We start from the raw sequence: 17,701 nt of genomic DNA, 5'->3' as shown, positions 1-17,701 counted from the left end.
GAAAGGCGGTTGTGCAGATTAATGAATGTTAGGCGGAAAGGGCTGGCCATTGCACCGGCAAGGGTGTTTTGCAAATGTCCGCCAGCCTTTGCGGAGGGGAGCAGAATGGCGATAACCGAGTATTTTGTTCGCTATCTTCAACGGCGTGACCGGCTGAGCGAGGCCGAGCTTGCGCGCCTGCGCGCCATCCGGACCGAGCAATACACCGCCGCCCCCGGCGAGGTGATCGTGGCGCCGCAACAGAAGGTGTCCCGCAGCTGCATGATGCTGCGGGGGATGACCGCGCGGTCGCACCGGCTGAACGGGCGGACCGAACAGCGGGTGATCACCGCGCTGCATGTGCCGGGCGATTTCGTCGATCTGCACGGCTTCATCCTGAACGGGCTGGCGCATTCGGTCGTGGCGGTGGGGCAGGCCGAGGTCGAGTTCATCGAGCATGACGAGCTGATCGAGATTACACAGAACTTTCCGCATCTGACCCGGCTGTTGTGGCGCGCGACGCTGATCGACGCGGCGATTCACCGGCAATGGCTGGTGGCGGCGGCCTCGCTGCGGTCCAGCGCCCATCTGGCGCATCTGCTGTGCGAGATCTACACGCGCCTGAACGTGGTGGGCGCGGCTGCGGAGGGCCAGTTCTCGATGCCGCTGCTGCAGCGCGAACTGGCCGATCTGCTGGGCTATTCGCCGATCCATGTGAACCGCGCCGTGCGCGATCTGCGCGACCGGGGGCTGGTGCGCTGGATCGGCCCGGACATCACCATTCTGGACTGGCACGGGCTGGCGACACTGGCGCGGTACGATCCCGCCTATCTGGACCTGTCGCGCGAGGAGACCTGAGCGGGGCGACCCCTCAGGGCTGGGCTCAGGGCTGGGCTCAGGGTTGGGGGGCGGCGGGCAGGGGGACGACAAACCCTTCGGGCAGCGCCTCGGACAGGGCGTCGCCCAGGGCATCGCCGGTGTTGTCGGCGGGCTGGATCAGGCCGGGGAAGGCGTCAGCGGGGGCGGTCTGCGGGGTCTCGTCCGCTGGCAGGGCGATCTGGGCCGAGGGTTGAACGGCGGGCTGCGTGGCGGTCTGGCCCCGCCCGGTCACATCGGCGATGGTCACGCCGCTGTCCAGAAACTCGACCGTGGTGCCGCCGATGCGGACCAGTTTTGCCAGCTCTTCGGCATCCCAGTTGGTCAGCCGCACGCAGCCCATCGACTGGTTGCGGAACAGTTGCGACGGCGTCGGCGTGCCGTGAATGCCATAGGTGGGCTTGGTCAGGCCGATCCAGACCGTGCCGACCGGGCCGTTCGGACCCGGCGGGATCACCAGCGCGCGGTCATTGTCGCCCTGCTGGAAATTCACCGCAGGGTTGTAGGTGTAGTTCGGGTTGATCGCCACCGTGCGCACATTATGCACCCCCGCAGGCGAGGGGGTGACGCTGGAGCCGATCGTGGCCGGGTAGTCCACCACCATCTCGCCCCGCGCGTTATAGGCCGCGACCCGGCGGTTGTCCTTGTCGATGATGATGCGCGTGACCTCGCCCCGGATCGGCGGGTTCGGCGCCATGACCCGGATCGTCGCGCCCGGCACCAGCGAAATGCCGGGGTTCAGCATCTGGATGAAGCGCTCGTCCATGTGAAACCGCTCGGCCAGACGCTCGGCCACGCTGGTGTAACCCAGCGACGGCATCAGCGCCTTTTCGGCGTAATCGGTGGGGATCGAGGCCACCAGACCCTGTGCGTCGGCCTCGGTGATCGTATAGCTCTGGGTGACGGCGCGTTCGGCATAGGCCTGCAGCAGGTTCCAGACATGCGGGTCCAGCACGCCGTCGACGGGCAGGCCCGCGCGACGCTCGAACGCCTGAATGGCGCTGAGGCTCATGCCGCCCTTGTAGCCGTCGATCACGCCGGGCGAGGTGCCCGAGCGGTCCAGCAGCAACTGCACCTTGGCGGTCAGGGGGGACCGCCCTGCGGGCAGGTCGCCGCCGTCATATTCCGCCGCCTCGATCTGATCGGCGGTAAAGACGCGGTCGTCTTGTGCCAGTGCTCCGCGCGGGGCAAAAGGCAGCAGGGAAGCCAGCGACAAAACAAGTGCATAGGCCAGGCGACCGGCAGGATGGGACATGGTGGACTCCGACAAGGGGTGGGGCGACCATCCCGGATTAGGCGAATTTCCGCCAGATACCCCCGCGGTCACAATCAGGTCAATTCAGGATTGTGTTCCGCAGGGCGGAATGTGAACCTGCATGGCGGAACGGGAGGCGTTTCACAGGAACAGTGCTGATCGTTCGGGCAGGCCGGGATGGCCTGACCCGTGGCGCGCACCGGACGGCAGAGCGCGGGCAGAGGTGAGGTGGGCTGATGGAGCCGGTGACGATCGGACTGACGGCCCTTGTGGTGACTGTGATCCTGCTGGCGCTGCGCATTCCGGTGGCCGCCGCGCTGGCAAGTGTCGCCGGTATCGGCATTTTTCTGGTCCATGCGGCGGGCGGTGACGCGGCAGGCGGTGACGCGGCAGGCGGTGACGCGGGGGGCGCGATCGGGGCGCCGACCGCGCCGCTGGCGGGGGTGCTGAGCCAGACCGCCGCCGATATGGCCTCGGCCGTGGCGGGTCTGGTCACCGGCGCGGATCTGTGGGTTCTGCCTCTGGTTGTGATGCTGGGGAATATCGCGTTCTATACCGGCATCACCACGCGGATTTATGACGCCGCCGCCATCTGGCTGCGGCCGGTGCCGGGCGGGCTGGCCATGGCCTCGGTTCTGGGCTGCGGCGGGTTTTCGGCCATTTCGGGGTCATCCATCGCCTGCGCCTCGACCATGGGCCGCATCTGCGTCCCCGAGATGCTGCGCCTGGGCTATGACCCGCGGCTGGCCACCTCATCGGTGGCGGTGGGCGGCACGCTGGGGGCGCTGATCCCGCCCTCGGTCCTGTTCATCCTCTATGGGATCTTCACCGGCACCCCGGTCGGGCCGCTGTTTCTGGCGGGCATCCTGCCGGGCCTGCTGTCGCTGGCCGGAATGCTGCTGGTGATCGGCTGGTGGGTCATCCAGGACCCCGGCGCCGCACCGGCGGGCGAGGCTGACAGCGCCAGCCGGGCCGAGGCCGCGCTGGCCGTCTGGCCCGCCGTGCTGCTGTTTGCGGTGATCGTCGGCGGCATCTGGGGCGGCCTGCTGACCGCGACGGGGGCGGCGGCGGTCTGCGTGGTGCTGACCATCGCCATCGGCTTCGCGCAGGGCCGCCTTGCCCCGGACGTGCTGTGGCGCGCGATCCGCGAGACGCTGATGCAGACGGCGGGGCTGGTCCTGATCGCGGCGGCGGCGGCGGTCTTTGTCAGCTTCGTGGCGCTGAGCGGGGCGGCGGGCGCCGTGGCGGGCTGGGTGCAGGGCGCCGGTCTGTCCTTTGGCGTGATGATGCTGTGCGTGGTGCTGATCTTTATCGTGCTGGGCATGTTTCTGGAGCCGATCGGCATTCTGGTGCTGACGCTGCCCCTGATGGCGCCGCTGGTCGAGGGATACGGGCTGAGCCTGATCTGGTTCGGCGTCGTCACCGTCAAGCTGCTGGAGATCGGGCTGATCACGCCGCCGGTGGGGCTGAACGTCTTTGTCGTCAGCAATGTGACCCGCAGCGTCCGCATCGACACGATCTTTGCGGGGGTCTGGCGGTTCCTGTTCGCCGATCTGCTGGTTCTGGCGCTGCTGATCCTGTTTCCGCTGATTTCGCTGCTGTTGCCGGGGTTGATGTGATGGCCGCCCGGCGCCCCGGCTTTGAAAGCGACCGCGCCTTTGCCACCACGCTGGCGCGCGGGCTGTCGGTGCTGCGCGCCTTCCGCACCAGCGATGACGGGCTGAGCAATGCCCAGATCGCCGAGCGCACGGGCCTGCCGAAATCCACCGTGTCGCGGCTGACCTTCACGCTTGGGTCGCTGGGTTATCTGACGCAGCCGCAGCGGCATGACCGCTATCGCCTTGGGCCGACGCTGATGGCCCTGGGCCATGTGGCGCAGGCCGGGCTGTCCTTTCTGGAGCCCGCGCAGGAGATGATGCAGGCATTGGCGGATGAGACGGGCGCGCCGGTGCTGTTCGCGCTGCGCGACCGCGACAAGCTGGCGGTGATGCGCGTCTGGCGGCCCGCGCGGGCGGCGGCGGTCGGGCCGGAGATCGGGCAACGGCTGCCGCTGGCGGGGTCGGCCTCGGGGCTGGCGGTGCTGGGCGCCAGCACCGGGGCCGAATTCGCGCGCCTGCTGGCCGACCGCCCCGACCCGGCGCGCGACGGCACGCCGCTGACGGCGCTGCGCGACGGGGCGCGCGGGCAACTGGCTGCGCAGGGCTATGTGATGGCGCAGGCCCGCCTGCCGGGGCTGGCGGGCGTGTCGGTGCCGTTCCGCAGCGCCCGGCTGGCGGGGCCTGCCGCCTTCACCTGCGCCGCAGGTGCCGGCGGGGGGGCTGATCCCGAAACCGGCCCCCGGCTGTGCGATGCGGTGGCCGCTCTGCACCGTCTGACCGGCGCCGGGGCCAGCCCCGTCTGGGCCGACCCCCGCCGCGACCAGCCGGATGCGTGACAATGCCCCCCTGCCTGCGCCCCCCTGCCTGTACCAAGGCCTGCACGAAAGGAACCCGCATGACCCTGATCGAGAATGAGACCGGAACCCAGCGCCTGATCGGCTATGTGCTGGATGTCGGGCAGGGCGACGGATGCGCGCGTGCGCTGCTGGATCTGGACGACCGGCACCTGAACCGGCAGGGCATCCTGCATGGCGGGCTGTCCGCGACCCTGCTGGACAGCGCCATGGGCGCCACCGGCAGCCTGACCGTCGATCCTTCCGGGCGCCATCCGTTCACCACCCTGTCGCTGACCGTGAACTATCTGGCGCCGGGCCGCCCCGGCCGGATCGAGGCCACGGGCCGCATCACCGGCGGCGGCCGCAGCACCCTGTTCATCGAGGGCGTCTTGCGTCATCAGGACGGCACGCTGATCGCCACCGCGACCGGCGTGTTCCGCAAGACCCGCAAGGAGCCGACATGACCGCCCTGAACAACCCCCATTGCGAGATCAGCGATCTGGGCGACCGCCTCGTGGTCGAGAACCGCAATGCCGCCCGCCGCAACGCGCTGACCCCCGAATTCTACGAGGGGCTGCACGAGGCCCTGCGCATGGCCGCAGAAGAGCCGCGCATCGGCGCCGTGATCGTGATGGGCGAGGGCGATTTCTTCTGCGCGGGCGGCGATCTGAACACGCTGATCACCGCCCAGCAGATGGACGAGGATCAGCGCCGCGCCCGGATCGAGGCGCTGAACGACCTGATCCGCGCCATCGTGCATTGCCCCCGCCCGGTGATTGCCGTGGTCGAAGGCGGCGCGGCGGGCGCGGGCCTGTCGCTGGCGCTGGCCTGCGACATGGTGATTGCCGGGCGCGATGCGCGCTTTACGGCGGCCTATGTCAATGCGGGCCTCGTGCCCGATGGCGGGCTGACGGCGGCGCTGGGGGCGGGCCTGCCGCCGCAGATGGCCGCCGAAATGGCGCTGACCGGCCTGCCGGTGGGCGCCGACCGCCTGCACGCGCTGGGGCTGATCAACGAAGTGACCGATCCGGGCGAGGCGATCATGGCCGCCATGGCGCTGGCCGACCGGCTGGCCCAGGGCCCCGCCGATGCACAGGCTGCGATCAAGCGGCTGCTGACCGGCTGGCGCGCCGCGGCCTTCGAGGCGCAGCTGACGGCCGAGCGTGACGCCATGGCCGAGGCGCTGGCCGCCCCCGAAGCCTCCGAGGGAATCAGCGCCTTTCTGGCCAGGCGCGCCCCCGATTTCCGGCGGCTGCGCGAAGGGGTCTGACCGCCGCCCGCCGCCCCTGCCAACAGGGCAGGCGGCCAGCAGGATCAGTCGCTCAGCGCCAGCCGGTGACCGGGGGCATAGAACTGGCGGGCATATGAGACGGGGGCCTCATCCAGCAGATTGGTGCGCTCGATCGTCAGAAGCGCGGCGTGATCGGGCACCGACAGCGCCTCGCTGAACGGCTCGGTCGCACTTTCGGCCAGGATCGAGAACCGCGCCTCGGTCACCGGAACGCTGCGGGCCAGCCATTCATGCGGCGGATCGGCCTCGAACGTGGCGCGGTCAAAATCCGGCAGGGTCGAGGGCGTCAGCCAGATCACCTCGCAGCAATGCGGCACGCCATCCGACAGATAGACCGTGGTGATCTGCGCCAGCCTGGCGCCATCCTCGGTCTGCAGCGCCTGTTGCACCGGCGCGGGCGCCGGGCAGAGGCGGAAATCGGACAGCCGGTACTCCATCGCAGCCCCCCGCGCCTCGATCTCTTCGCGGATCGAGGGCAGCTCCAGCCAGGACCGGCGGGTGGCGCGCGCGGTGACCCGCGTGCCCACCTTGCGGCGGCGCTGAAGGATGCCGTTATCGGCCAGTTCCCGCAATGCCCGGTTCACGGTCGCCCGCGCACAGCCCAGTTCCAGTGCCAGCTCGTGTTCGGTCGGGATCATCGTTCCCGGCCCCCACAGCCCCGAGCGGATGCGGCCCAATACCTCGGCCCGCACCGATTGCCATGTATTCAGACGACGTCGGCGCGGCGCAGCCCCGGCCGGAACCAATGCAAGCTGTGGCGGCGCTGGCCTGACGTCAGACGGAGATGTTGAGTTTTTGTTCATTGGGCATACATAGCGGCGGCCACCCTGCACGACGACTATCCAAAGGGTTAGCGGAAGGCGCCTTTCCGTCGGGTCAACCTCGCGGGCGTGTTCTGCCGGTGCTCCGGGCAGTCGCTCTGCCTGATCTTTCGGCAGCCGCTTTGCGCGCTGTGCAATTTCCGGCTTTCCGGTTCCACGCCTGCGCGCTAAGTCAGATCCGTTGCGGGGCGGGGGCATCATGGCGCAGACAGAAACGCAGATCACGGGGACCAGTCCGGGGACCGGTACGGGGACCAGTCCGGGGGCCACGACCGGGGCGGTTTCGCCTGTTGCGGTCACCTCGTGGGGCATTCTGACGGCGATCAGCCTGTGCCATATGGTCAATGACGTGATGCAGTCGATGCTGGCGGCGATCTATCCGCTGCTGCAGGCCGAATTCCAGCTGACCTATGCGCAGATCGGCATTCTGACCTTTGCCTTTCAGGTCACCGCCTCGCTGCTGCAGCCGCTGATCGGGGCGGCGACCGACCGCCACCCGCAGCCGCGTTCGCTGCCCTTCGGCATGGCCTCGACCTTTGCGGGCGTGCTGCTGCTGGCCTTCGCGCCGCATTATCCGATGCTGCTCGCGGGGGCGATGCTGATCGGCCTTGGCTCGGCGGTGTTCCATCCCGAAAGCTCGCGCGTGGCGCGGCTGGCTTCGGGCGGGCGCTTTGGCACGGCGCAGTCGATGTTCCAGCTGGGCGGCAATTTCGGCCAGTCGCTGGGGCCGCTGCTGGCCGCCTTCATCGTGGTGCCGCTGGGGCGCCCGGCGGTGGCGTGGTTCGCGGTGGCCGCAGCCCTTGGCGGCGCGCTGCTGTGGCATGTGGGCAGCTGGGCCGAGACCCGCCGCCGCGCCGCCGCCGCCCGCCCGCAGGACCGGCGCCTGCTGCTGCCGCGCGCGACCGTCTTGCGCGCGATCACGGTTCTGGCGATCCTGACCTTTACCAAGAACATCTACGCGGCGGCGATGACCAGCTATTTCACCTTTTACACCATCGAGACATTCGGCCTTGGCATGCAGGGCGCGCAGATCATGCTGTTCCTGTTTCTGGGCGGCATGGCGGCAGGCGTGATGCTGGGCGGGCTGCTGGGCGACCGGATCGGGCCGCTGGCGGTGATCTGGGTCAGCATCCTCGGCGTGCTGCCCTTTACGCTGCTGCTGCCCCATGCCGGGCTGGTGGGGACCGGCGCGCTGGCCGCCGTGATCGGGCTGATCATGGCCTCGGCCTTCCCGGCCATCGTGGTCTTTGCGCAGGAACTGGTGCCGGGCCGCACCGGCATGATCGCGGGGCTGTTCTTCGGGTTCTCGTTCGGCATGGGCGGGATCGCGGCGGCGGCCCTGGGCGTGCTGGCCGACAGGCAGGGGATCGAGGCGGTGTTCCACCTGACCGCCTGGCTGCCGCTGCTGGGCCTGCTGACCATCCTGCTGCCGCGCCGGCGCGCGCTGATCGGCGGCTGATGGCCGGGCCGCGTCTTTTTCATATCAGCCCCGACTGCTGCGCCGAGGTTCAGATCGCGCAGATCTTCCGCGCCAACGGCCATGAGGTCGCCTGTCACGAGGGCGGGCGTCTGGCCGCCGACATCCTCTATGCCTCTGCCCGCGACGCGCCGCTGCTGGCCCCATGGCGCAAGGCGCGGCTGGTCTCCGGCCTCTATCGCCTGACCCCCCACTGGCGCCCGCCGCTGGAGGGGTGGCGCTGCTTTGCCCTGCTGGCCCGCCACTTTCCGGACGCGCGGTTTCTGCTGACCACGCGGCGGGTGGCGGACTGGACCCGGCACCGGATGATCCGCGATCAGGGCCGGGCCGCGCGCGCCTATGCGCATCATCCGGGCGTGGAAACCGAGGATCTGCCTGCGATCTGGGCGCGGGACTGGCAGGCGCATCAGGACGCGGTCGCGGCGCATTTCGGCGACGACCCGCGCCTGATCCGGCTGGATCTGGACCGCGAAAGCCCCGCCGATCTGGCCGCGCGGCTGGCGCCCCTGGTCGATCTGCCGGTCCTGCCCATGGGCGGCTGGTCCCTGCCTGCGCCGCCGCCGCCGCCGCCCCTCCCGCGCCCCGATCCCGCCCCGCCGGGCTGGGCCGAGGATGTGGCGCAGTTCTGCCTGCGCGGGCTGGCCCCCGGCGGTGACCGGATGACGGGCCTGTCGAACCTCGCCTGTCACTGGGCCGGGCAGGTCGCGGCGGGGCAGGCCCCCGTCACCGACCGCGACGGCGCGCCGCGGCAATTCGCGGTCTTTGCCGACCCGGCCCCGCAGCCCCCACACCCGCTGGCCCCCCACCCGCTGGCACTTGCCCGCGATGGCCGCCATTTCAAGCTGATCCGCGCCGAGGGCGTCATCAACGACATCCTGCGCCTTGGCCGCCGCGACTCTCTCTGGATCGACATGGAGGACAGCCGCTGGATGGGCAGCCCGCAGGGCGATCCCGTCGATCAGCCGGTTCTGTGTCACAACCGCCGGGCAGGGGCGCGCAATGCGGTGCTGTGGCCCTTGCCCGACCAGCACAGCATCGGCCTGCCCGGCTTTGATCCTTCGGCGACGCCCGACCAGATCCCCTTTGACGCCAAGATCGACCGCCTCGTCTGGCGCGGCATGATGTCCGGGTCCGAGATGCGCGAGGGCGTCAAGCCCGGCCCCGCCGCCCATGTCTGGCTGACCCGTCTGGCCGGGGCCACGGACGCACGCGCGCGCGAGGCCGCATGGGATGGCCTGTGCCGCACCAACCGCCTGCACGTCCTGCGCCGCTATATCGACCACCCCGATTTCGACCTCGGCGCGGTGATGGGCTGGGCCTTCCGCGATGTCGCGCAGCATCCGCTGCTGGCCCCCTATTGCCGCCCGCGCGAGGATCGCGGCTTCTTTCACCGCTTCCGCTATCAGCTCTGCATGAGCGGCTATGACCACGGCTCGAACTTCATCTCCGGCCTCGACAGCCGCGCGGTCCTGCTGGCCGAGGAGGACGGCTGGCAGGTCTTTTATTCCGGACGCTTCCGCCCGTGGGAGCATTACATCCCCGTCGCCCGCTATCTGACCGACATCGAGGACAAGCTGGCATGGGCCCGCGCCCATCCCGCCGAATGCCGCGCCATCTCGCGCCGCGCCCGCGCCGAGGCCGCCCATCTGCGCGACCCCGCCGCGCGGCCCGCGCTGATGCGTCTGATCCTCGACGGCATCGCCGGGGCGCGCTAAACACGACGCCATGACAACGATCCGCATCACCCCGCTGACCGCCGCAGCCTTCGCCCCCTTTGGCGAGGTGCTGACCCCGAAATCCGCGCCCGACCGCCTGATCAATGCGGGCCGCTGCGAACGCCATCACGCGCTGGCCACCGTCGAGCGCACGGGCGGCGAGGCGATCATCTCGATCTTCCGCAGCGCCCCGGTCAGCCTGCCCTATGACTGCGACCTGCTGGAGCGTCACCCGCTTGGCTCGCAGGCCTTCATGCCGATGGGCGCCGACCCGTGGCTGTCGGTCGTGGCCCCCGATGCGGGCGGCCATCCCGGCACCCCGCGCGCCTTTCTGGTCCCCGCAGGCGTGGGCGTGAACCTGCGCGCGGGCGTCTGGCACGGCGTCCTGACCCCGCTCGACCGCCCCGCCGATTTTCTGGTCATCGACCGCGAAGGGGACGGCGTGAACCTGCAAGAGGTCCGCATCCCCCCCGTCCGCATCACCGCATGACCCTGCCCGACCTGTCTTTTGAGGACGCCGCCCGCGCCCGTGGCTTCCGCCTGATCGCCGGTGTCGACGAGGCCGGGCGCGGCCCCCTTGCCGGTCCGGTCACGGCGGCGGCGGTGATCCTGCCCGACCTGCCCCTGCCCCCCGGCCTCAACGACAGCAAGAAGCTGACCCCCGGACGGCGCGCGGCGCTGGCCGACTGGATCACCGCCCATGCCGACTGGTCCGTGGCCCATGCCTCGGTGGCCGAGATCGACAGCCTCAACATCCTGCGCGCCAGCCATCTGGCCATGTGCCGCGCGCTGGCCGGGCTGCGCCAGCGCCCCTGCATCGCGCTGATCGACGGCAATCTGCTGCCCCGCGATCTGGACTGCCCCGGCGAGGCGATCGTCAAAGGCGACGCCCGCAGCCTGTCGATCGCGGCGGCCTCGGTGCTGGCCAAACTGTGGCGCGACCGCATCATGGTGGATTTGGCGCAACAGCACCCCGGATATGGCTGGGACCGCAACGCCGGTTACCCCAGCCCGGCGCATAAACAGGCCCTGCTAGATCTGGGGGTCACCCCACATCATAGGCGCTCTTTCGCACCCATCCACAATATCTTGTGTAAAGCCCCTTTGCCAAGTGATTGATTCAAAAAAGAAATTGACGCCGAATCATGTCTGACTCATCTTTAGGGCATACCAGACCGGCACAAAGCCGGCTTTCCCCAGAGGCAGAGCATGACGAAAACCAAAGACCAGCGCGCGGCCATCGCGCGGCCATTACCGCTGAATCAGATCCTCGGCGGCGATTGCATCGACGTGATGAACAGCCTGCCCGAGGGCAGCGTGGACCTGATCTTTGCCGACCCGCCCTATAACCTCCAGCTCAAGGGCGATCTGCACCGGCCCGACAATTCCCGCGTCGATGCGGTCGATGACCACTGGGACCAGTTCACCAGCTTTGCCACCTATGACGCCTTTACCCGCGACTGGCTGGCCGCCGCCCGCCGTCTGCTGAAACCCAACGGCGCCATCTGGGTGATCGGCAGCTATCACAACATCTTCCGCGTGGGGGCCGAGCTGCAGAATCAGGGCTTCTGGATCATGAACGACGTGATCTGGCGCAAATCGAACCCGATGCCCAATTTCCGCGGCAAGCGCCTGACCAACGCGCATGAGACGCTGATCTGGGCCGCCAAATCCGAGACCTCGAAATACACCTTCAACTACGAGGCGCTGAAATCCCTGAATGAGGGCATTCAGATGCGCAGCGACTGGGTGCTGCCGATCTGCAACGGCGGCGAGCGGCTGAAAGACGCGGCGGGCGACAAGGCCCACCCGACCCAGAAACCCGAATCGCTGCTGCACCGCGTGATCGTCGGCACCACCAATCCCGGCGATGTCGTGCTCGACCCGTTCTTTGGCACCGGCACCACCGGCGCCGTCGCGAAAATGCTGGGCCGCGACTATATCGGCATCGAGCGCGAAGAGGCTTACCGAGAGGTCGCCACCCGCCGCCTGTCCCGCGTCCGCCGCTTTGACGCCGACGCCATCGCCACCACCCGCGCCAAGCGCGCCGAGGTCCGCATCCCCTTCGGTCAGGTGATCGAGCGCGGCATGCTGCGCCCCGGCGAAGAGCTGTTCTCCATCGGCAACCGCCACAAGGCCAAGGTCCGCGCCGACGGCTCGCTGATCGGCAATGACGTCAAGGGCTCGATCCATCAGGTCGGCGCGGCATTAGAGGGCGCCCCCTCCTGCAACGGCTGGACCTACTGGCATTTCCGGCGCGAGGGCAAGATGATCCCGCTGGACATCCTGCGCCAGCAGATCCGCGCCGAGCTGGAAAGCGACGCCCCCCGGCCGAATTGATCGCGCCCGAACTGATCCGTTTCGCCAGTCCCGGAAGCCTGCAACGCCGGGACCACCTGCCTCGCCATGTCCGCATGGCGGGGTTTTTTGGTTGGGGGATTGACTGAGAAAAATTCAAACGTCTGCGATGCCTAGAATCGTCCCCTCAACGGCCATGACTAAGTCATTCTGAACGGTTATGTACGGGGCTGGTGCTTGCTCGGTGTTAGGACATATAAATAATGAACAGATTCACTTTGGAGCGCGGCCTATTTGAACGGTGCGCCGGGTGCGGAGAAAGCGCGATGGGCGTTCTATCAGCTGGCGGCGATACACTCAGAAAACGCTGCACTAAGTGTCAACGTGCTGTGGAAATATACCTGCCTGATTTAGATAAGAAGGCGGTGTATTTGGACCAGTTCATGTTTAGCTTAATATATAACGTAAAAAATCATGGAAACCTTCCCTTAGGCCATGAAGCGTTCGCCAAGGAAGTTTACTTTCTATTGCGAAGATGCGTCCTGTTGCAGCAAATATTCCTCCCCCACTCGGATATTCATCAAAAAGAAACTATGGCCTTTCACAGTTCTATGAATCTACGTGGGCTCTATGAGTTTTTTGGGGGAGACGTGCGTCTGAGCGATCAGCTAAACGTCGTGCTTTCACAAGAAATGGCCTTCGCAGAAGCCTTTTTTGACGGGAAGGAGCCAGTCCTGTCGTTCGATCTCGATGAAGTGACAGACAGCAGACACAACGAGTGGCTGCAGGACATGCACATTGACGTTCGCATGGATATTGGTCAGTTCGCCGAGGATGCGCGTCGAGTGCGTGCCGAGTCATATTTGGCCATGCAAGGTCTGTCGCAGGTTTGGGTAGAGAGAAAAATAAAATTCAAAGACTTGCTGGAAAACGAATTTGCGTCTATTTTTTTGACAAAAAGAGAAGAGATGTATCGTTGGGCGCGGGATGCCTTGAGTCCTAATCTGAATGATCCAATGGCTATTTTGGAAGTTTCCGGCAGAAAAATAGCCAGAGAATATCGAGAACTTTTTGGGATGCTTGAGGCTCGTGGCGTAGAAGAAAGTGGTCGGATGCAGAAAATTATGGATTTCTGGAGCTGGCAAAGATTGCGTGAAGTTCCGTATCACCGCATTTCTGCCTATTTTTTTGCGGCTGTGGCAAGGCGCGTTGCAATGGGCGATAAGAAGGTTATAGACCGTGGCTTGATAAACGACGTGAATACGATTTCGACCTATGCACCTTACGTTGATGCTTTGTTTGTCGACAAAAAATGTGCTGCCATCCTCGCAGAGGAACCCCTTGCCTCTGACTTGAGCTACAAGGCAGAAATATTCTCACTTAGCGACCCCGAAGCCTTCATTGAGTATCTCAAGGAGCTTGAAGCGAAAACACCAGATGATGTTCGTGAATTGGCGGAGCGCATCTATCAAGTGACTTAGAACTAGTGACGGGTATATGTTGACTATGGGTTTGACGACGCGAGTGTTGCTGCACTCGCTGTGATAAGCGCAAGTGTCGGTGGCGGGTTCACTTTCCAACCCCTCCCCCACCCAAAAACCAGTGTACACCCTGTGCACGCCCTGTGCCGCCTCTGTGCACGCCCGGTGAGGCCAAAAACCCAGCATTTGCTGGCCTTTCGGCGCCCGCCCCCGCCACCCGGACTCCGCGCAACGCACGCTGGTGCAACGCCCTGTTGCACAACCCTGCGCGTTCACGTTGTGGTCGCCTCTGACCTCCGCTAACATTCACGGATGACAGACCTTGCCCCGGCCCCCAGATGATCCCCAACAGAACCCGCCGCCCCCTGACCCTGCGTGATGTGTCCGAGGCGTCGGGCGTCTCGGAAATGACCGTCAGCCGCGTGCTGCGCAACCGGGGCGACGTGTCGGCGGCCACCCGCGAAAAGGTGCTGACCGCCGCCAAGGCATTGGGATATGTGCCAAACAAGATCGCGGGCGGGTTGGCCTCTCAGCGCGTTAATCTGGTCGCCGTGGTGATCCCCTCGCTGTCCAATCTGGTCTTTCCCGACGTGCTGGGCGGCATCTCGGCGGAACTGGACGATACCGGCCTGCAACCCGTGATCGGCGTCACCAACTATTCCCCCGCGCGCGAGGAAATGGTGCTGTACGACATGCTGTCCTGGCGCCCCTCGGGCGTCATTCTGGCGGGGCTGGAACACAGCAAGGCCTCGCGCGCGATGCTGGTCAATTCGGGCATTCCGGTGGTCGAGATCATGGATGTCGACGGCGACGGAATCGACACCCGCGTCGGCATCTCGCATATCCGCGCGGGCCGCGAAATGGCCGCGCGCATTCTGGCCGCAGGCTATCGCCGCATCGGTTTCGTGGGCACCCATATGCCCGAGGATCACCGCGCCCGCAAACGCCTGTCGGGCTTCGAGGACGGGCTGGCGGCGGCGGGCGTGCAGCTTGAGGCGCGCGAATATTATCAGGGCGGATCGTCGCTGCTGAAGGGGCGCGAGCTGACCGAACGCATCCTGACCCGCGCGCCCGATCTGGATTTTCTGTACTTTTCCAACGACATGATCGGGGCAGGGGGGCTGCTTTACTGTCTGGACAAGGGCTATGACATTCCGAACCGTCTTGGGCTGGCGGGGTTCAACGGCGTCGATCTGCTGGACGGTCTGCCGGTGCGGCTGGCCACCACGGATGCGCGCCGGGTCGATGTCGGGCGCCGCGCGGCGCGGCTGGTGGCGGGCAAGGACAGCCGCCCCGAAAGCGGCATGATCGCGCTGACGCCGACCTTTATTCCGGGCGACACGATCCGCGAAAACCCGGCCTGAAACGCGCCACCTTGTTCCCGGCAGGGCGGGCGCCTAGATGTGGCACATGCGTATACCGGTCATCTCCCGCCTGATCCCCAGCCGCCCCCGCGTCGCGGTCATCCGCCTCAATGGCACCATCGGCGGCTCGGGTCGCGGCGGGGGGCTGAACGATGCCGCCCTGGCGCCGCTGATCCAGCGCGCCTTTCGCCGGGGCAAGCCCGTGGCCGTGGCGCTGGCGATCAACTCGCCCGGCGGCTCGCCGGTGCAATCCTCGCTGATCGCGGCGCGCATCCGGCGGCTTGCGGATGAGACCGAGATCCCCGTCCATGCCTTTGTCGAGGATGTCGCGGCCTCGGGCGGCTATTGGCTGGCCTGCGCGGCGGATCAGATCTGGGCCGATGACAGTTCGATCCTCGGGTCGGTCGGGGTGATCTCGGCGGGCTTCGGATTCCACGAGCTGATCGACAAATGGGGGATCGAGCGGCGGGTCCATACTGCGGGCGCCTCGAAATCGACGCTGGACCCGTTCCGCCCGCAATCGCCCGAAGACGTGGCCCGGCTGCATGCGATTCTGGAGCCGATCCATCAGGCGTTCAAGGATCACGTCACCGCCCGGCGCGGGTCGCGGCTGGCGGCTGGCCGCGACCTGTTCACCGGCGAATTCTGGGCGGGCCGTCAGTCGGTCGAACTGGGGCTGGCCGATGGCATCGCCCATCTGGTGCCAAAGATGCGCGCCCTTTACGGCGACAAGACCCGGTTCGATGTCCACACGATGCGCCGCCCCCTGTTCCGCCGTCTGGGCCTGTCCGCCGAGACGCTGATCGACGCCGCCGAGGATCGCGCGGCGTTTCAACGCTTTGGCGCCCGCGGATGAGCGTCCGCGTCGTCCTCATCTTCCTGCTGGTCATGGTGGTCATGGCCTTGCTGCGTGGCCCGGCCTTCCGCCGGGCGCTTGTCAAATATCTGGGGATCGGTCGTCGTGATCGTTGACATCGTGTTGGTGCTGGCGGGTCTCGCCCTGCTGGTCTTCGGGGGCGACCTGCTGGTCAAGGGCGCGGTGAACCTGTCGCTGCGGCTGGGCATCGCGCCGCTGGTGGTGGGGCTGACCGTGGTGGCCTTTGGCACCTCGGCGCCCGAGCTGATCGTGTCGCTGTCGGCGGCGTGGCGCGGGGTGACGGATATTGCGCTTGGCAATGTCGTCGGCTCGAACATCGCGAATGTGCTGGTCATTCTGGGGGTCGCGGCCCTGTTCCAGCCCATTGTCACGCGCGGCCATGACCTGCGCGAAAGCTGGGGCATGATGATGGCGGCCTCGGTGCTGCTGATCGGGCTGGCCTTCACCGGCACGCTGGATGCGGTCGAGGGGCTGGCGCTGCTGGCCGCGCTGGCCCTGATCCTGTGGCGGCAACTGAGCACCGCCCGCGCCGGTGACGTGGACGAGATCGAAGGCGCGCAGCTGGGCGCCAACTGGGGCCGCATCCTGATGTGGCTGGGGCTGGGGCTGGTCCTGCTGCCTCTGGGCGCCGATCTGCTGGTGCGCGGCGCCACCGACATTGCCCGCGCCTTTGGCGTGACCGAGGTGGTGATCGGGCTGACGCTGGTCGCCGTGGGCACCTCGCTGCCCGAGCTGGCGGCCTCGGTCGCGGCGGCGCTGCGCGGGCGCTCGGACATGGCGCTTGGCAATGTCGTCGGCTCGAACATCTTCAATATCCTGTCGATTCTGGGCATCACCGCGCTGGTGGCGCCGCTGCCGATCCCGCCGCAGATGATGCAGCTGGACCTGTGGGTGATGCTGGCCACCTCGGCCCTGCTGGCGCCGTTCCTGTTCCGGGGCATCACCATCGGGCGCGTCGCGGGCGGGGCCATGGTCGCGGCCTATGGCGCCTATGTCTGGGTGCTGCTGTGAGCGTGGCACTGGTCACCGGCGCCGCAAGGCGCCTTGGCCGGGCGATGGCGCTGTCTCTGGCCGGTCGTGGCTATGACGTGGCCATCCACTATTCGGGCTCGCGGGACGAGGCACAGGCGACCGCCGCCGAGGCACGGGCCATGGGCGTGCGGGCGCAGGCGTTTCAGGCCGATCTGCTGGACGAGGCCGCGACCGCCGCGCTGATCCCGCAGGTGGCGGCGGCGATGGGGCCGCTGACGGTGCTGGTCAACAACGCCTCGATCTTCGAGCATGACACGATCCACAGCGCCACCATGGCGGGCTGGGACCGGCATATCGGCTCGAACCTGCGGGCGCCGTTCCAGCTGATCCAGGCCTTTGCCGCGCAGGCGCCCGAAGCGGCACGCGACGAGAATGACGAGCCGCAGGCGCAGGCGCTGGTCGTCAATATGGTCGATCAGCGGGTGCTGAAACCGACGCCCGAATTCATGACCTATTCGCTGGCCAAGGCGGCGCTGTGGTCGCTGACCCGTACCGCCGCGCAGGCGCTGGCGCCCGCCGTGCGGGTCAATGCCATCGGCCCCGGCCCGACGATGATCGGCGCCCGCCAAAGCCCGGACCACTTTGCCGCACAGCGCGCCGCGACCATTCTGCAGCGCGGCGCCGATCCGCAGGGGATCACGCAGGCGCTTGGCTATCTGCTGGAGGCGCGGGCCGTGACCGGGCAACTGATCTGCGTGGACGGTGGCCAGCATCTTTGCTGGCAGACGCCTGACGTGCTGGGAATAGAATAGACAAAACGCGGCATCTTGTCCCCTGTCGGCGCTTGTGACAGCAGACTGC

17 protein-coding genes are annotated in these 17,701 nt (G+C 67.2%); 15 read left to right on the top strand and 2 right to left on the bottom strand.

All coding sequences use genetic code 11. The features are described 5' to 3' along the window. Window positions 1–105: 105 nt before the first annotated feature. The gene (locus ACK41U_RS07145; protein ID WP_409677689.1) at window positions 106–837 is read left to right on the top strand and encodes a Crp/Fnr family transcriptional regulator; all 732 of its coding nucleotides are present in this window, start codon (window positions 106–108) and stop codon (window positions 835–837) included. Between the two features lie 37 nt (window positions 838–874). On the opposite strand, the gene ACK41U_RS07140 is transcribed toward ACK41U_RS07145, so the two are convergent. Beyond that, on the bottom strand, window positions 875–2,110 hold the full coding sequence (locus ACK41U_RS07140; protein ID WP_409677687.1) for a L,D-transpeptidase: 1,236 nt from the start codon (window positions 2,108–2,110) through the stop codon (window positions 875–877). Between the two features lie 236 nt (window positions 2,111–2,346). On the opposite strand from ACK41U_RS07140, the gene ACK41U_RS07135 reads away from it, so the two are divergent. The 4 genes from ACK41U_RS07135 to ACK41U_RS07120 are packed head-to-tail and all read left to right on the top strand — an operon-like array spanning window position 2,347 to window position 5,814. After that, window positions 2,347–3,729, top strand: a complete 1,383-nt coding sequence (locus ACK41U_RS07135; protein ID WP_409677685.1) for a TRAP transporter large permease — start codon at window positions 2,347–2,349, stop codon at window positions 3,727–3,729. After that, window positions 3,729–4,544 (top strand): IclR family transcriptional regulator, encoded by an 816-nt coding sequence (locus tag ACK41U_RS07130; protein WP_409677683.1) that lies wholly within the window; start codon window positions 3,729–3,731, stop codon window positions 4,542–4,544. The genes ACK41U_RS07135 and ACK41U_RS07130 overlap by 1 nt, the downstream gene beginning before the upstream one ends. Before the next feature lie 59 nt (window positions 4,545–4,603). Next, complete coding sequence (locus tag ACK41U_RS07125; RefSeq protein ID WP_409677682.1) at window positions 4,604–5,008, top strand: PaaI family thioesterase; 405 nt, start codon at window positions 4,604–4,606, stop codon at window positions 5,006–5,008. Continuing rightward, window positions 5,005–5,814 carry an oxepin-CoA hydrolase, alternative type gene (locus ACK41U_RS07120; protein ID WP_409677680.1) on the top strand — a complete coding sequence of 270 codons (810 nt, stop codon included), beginning with the start codon at window positions 5,005–5,007 and terminating at the stop codon, window positions 5,812–5,814. The genes ACK41U_RS07125 and ACK41U_RS07120 overlap by 4 nt, the downstream gene beginning before the upstream one ends. Before the next feature lie 44 nt (window positions 5,815–5,858). Here the strand turns inward: ACK41U_RS07120 and ACK41U_RS07115 are convergent, their stop codons facing one another. Continuing rightward, complete coding sequence (locus ACK41U_RS07115; protein WP_409677677.1) at window positions 5,859–6,527, bottom strand: GntR family transcriptional regulator; 669 nt, start codon at window positions 6,525–6,527, stop codon at window positions 5,859–5,861. Between the two features lie 466 nt (window positions 6,528–6,993). Here ACK41U_RS07115 and ACK41U_RS07110 point away from each other — a divergent pair, with 466 nt between their 5' ends. From ACK41U_RS07110 to ACK41U_RS07065, 10 genes are all read left to right on the top strand, one after another. Next, the gene (locus tag ACK41U_RS07110; RefSeq protein ID WP_409677727.1) at window positions 6,994–8,115 is read left to right on the top strand and encodes an MFS transporter; all 1,122 of its coding nucleotides are present in this window, start codon (window positions 6,994–6,996) and stop codon (window positions 8,113–8,115) included. Further along, window positions 8,115–9,848, top strand: coding sequence for a glycosyl transferase family 90 (locus ACK41U_RS07105; RefSeq protein WP_409677675.1), 1,734 nt, complete (start codon window positions 8,115–8,117; stop codon window positions 9,846–9,848). The genes ACK41U_RS07110 and ACK41U_RS07105 overlap by 1 nt, the downstream gene beginning before the upstream one ends. Window positions 9,849–9,858: 10 nt before the next feature. Next, window positions 9,859–10,338 carry an ureidoglycolate lyase gene (locus ACK41U_RS07100; RefSeq protein WP_409677673.1) on the top strand — a complete coding sequence of 160 codons (480 nt, stop codon included), beginning with the start codon at window positions 9,859–9,861 and terminating at the stop codon, window positions 10,336–10,338. Next, window positions 10,335–10,967 (top strand): ribonuclease HII, encoded by a 633-nt coding sequence (locus tag ACK41U_RS07095; protein WP_409677671.1) that lies wholly within the window; start codon window positions 10,335–10,337, stop codon window positions 10,965–10,967. Before ACK41U_RS07100 ends, ACK41U_RS07095 begins: the two co-directional genes overlap by 4 nt. A 90-nt stretch (window positions 10,968–11,057) precedes the next feature. After that, complete coding sequence (locus ACK41U_RS07090) at window positions 11,058–12,188, top strand: site-specific DNA-methyltransferase (protein ID WP_409677669.1); 1,131 nt, start codon at window positions 11,058–11,060, stop codon at window positions 12,186–12,188. A 221-nt stretch (window positions 12,189–12,409) separates the two neighbouring features. Further along, complete coding sequence (locus ACK41U_RS07085) at window positions 12,410–13,627, top strand: hypothetical protein (RefSeq protein WP_409677667.1); 1,218 nt, start codon at window positions 12,410–12,412, stop codon at window positions 13,625–13,627. A gap of 338 nt (window positions 13,628–13,965) precedes the next feature. Continuing rightward, window positions 13,966–14,991 (top strand): LacI family DNA-binding transcriptional regulator, encoded by a 1,026-nt coding sequence (locus ACK41U_RS07080; RefSeq protein WP_409677665.1) that lies wholly within the window; start codon window positions 13,966–13,968, stop codon window positions 14,989–14,991. Window positions 14,992–15,037: 46 nt separating this feature from the next. Then, window positions 15,038–15,847, top strand: coding sequence for a S49 family peptidase (locus ACK41U_RS07075; protein WP_409677663.1), 810 nt, complete (start codon window positions 15,038–15,040; stop codon window positions 15,845–15,847). Window positions 15,848–15,952: 105 nt separating this feature from the next. Further along, window positions 15,953–16,879: a calcium/sodium antiporter gene (locus tag ACK41U_RS07070; protein WP_409677661.1), complete on the top strand. Its 927-nt coding sequence runs from the start codon at window positions 15,953–15,955 to the stop codon at window positions 16,877–16,879. Between the two features lie 44 nt (window positions 16,880–16,923). Next, entirely contained in the window at window positions 16,924–17,652 is a 729-nt protein-coding gene (locus tag ACK41U_RS07065; RefSeq protein ID WP_409677725.1) for an SDR family oxidoreductase, read from the top strand. The last annotated feature ends 49 nt before the right edge of the window (window positions 17,653–17,701 follow it).

It is taken from the genome of Paracoccus sp. (in: a-proteobacteria) (assembly GCF_046289755.1).
Lineage (GTDB): Bacteria > Pseudomonadota > Alphaproteobacteria > Rhodobacterales > Rhodobacteraceae > Paracoccus.
This window is presented reverse-complemented; position numbering and strand designations above follow the sequence as displayed.

Excerpts from the sequence above, each read along its gene's own strand:
- ACK41U_RS07065 (WP_409677725.1), top strand. The coding sequence starts at position 16,924 with ATGGCGCTGTCTCTGGCCGGTCGTGGCTATGACGTGGCCATCCACTAT.
- ACK41U_RS07145 (WP_409677689.1), top strand. The coding sequence starts at position 106 with ATGGCGATAACCGAGTATTTTGTTCGCTATCTTCAACGGCGTGACCGG.
- ACK41U_RS07120 (WP_409677680.1), top strand. The coding sequence starts at position 5,005 with ATGACCGCCCTGAACAACCCCCATTGCGAGATCAGCGATCTGGGCGAC.
- ACK41U_RS07125 (WP_409677682.1), top strand. The coding sequence starts at position 4,604 with ATGACCCTGATCGAGAATGAGACCGGAACCCAGCGCCTGATCGGCTAT.
- ACK41U_RS07075 (WP_409677663.1), top strand. The coding sequence starts at position 15,038 with ATGCGTATACCGGTCATCTCCCGCCTGATCCCCAGCCGCCCCCGCGTC.
- ACK41U_RS07135 (WP_409677685.1), top strand. The coding sequence starts at position 2,347 with ATGGAGCCGGTGACGATCGGACTGACGGCCCTTGTGGTGACTGTGATC.
- ACK41U_RS07105 (WP_409677675.1), top strand. The coding sequence starts at position 8,115 with ATGGCCGGGCCGCGTCTTTTTCATATCAGCCCCGACTGCTGCGCCGAG.
- ACK41U_RS07130 (WP_409677683.1), top strand. The coding sequence starts at position 3,729 with ATGGCCGCCCGGCGCCCCGGCTTTGAAAGCGACCGCGCCTTTGCCACC.
- ACK41U_RS07085 (WP_409677667.1), top strand. The coding sequence starts at position 12,410 with ATGAACAGATTCACTTTGGAGCGCGGCCTATTTGAACGGTGCGCCGGG.
- ACK41U_RS07095 (WP_409677671.1), top strand. The coding sequence starts at position 10,335 with ATGACCCTGCCCGACCTGTCTTTTGAGGACGCCGCCCGCGCCCGTGGC.
- ACK41U_RS07100 (WP_409677673.1), top strand. The coding sequence starts at position 9,859 with ATGACAACGATCCGCATCACCCCGCTGACCGCCGCAGCCTTCGCCCCC.
- ACK41U_RS07090 (WP_409677669.1), top strand. The coding sequence starts at position 11,058 with ATGACGAAAACCAAAGACCAGCGCGCGGCCATCGCGCGGCCATTACCG.
- ACK41U_RS07110 (WP_409677727.1), top strand. The coding sequence starts at position 6,994 with ATGGTCAATGACGTGATGCAGTCGATGCTGGCGGCGATCTATCCGCTG.
- ACK41U_RS07140 (WP_409677687.1), bottom strand. The coding sequence starts at position 2,110 with ATGTCCCATCCTGCCGGTCGCCTGGCCTATGCACTTGTTTTGTCGCTG.
- ACK41U_RS07080 (WP_409677665.1), top strand. The coding sequence starts at position 13,966 with ATGATCCCCAACAGAACCCGCCGCCCCCTGACCCTGCGTGATGTGTCC.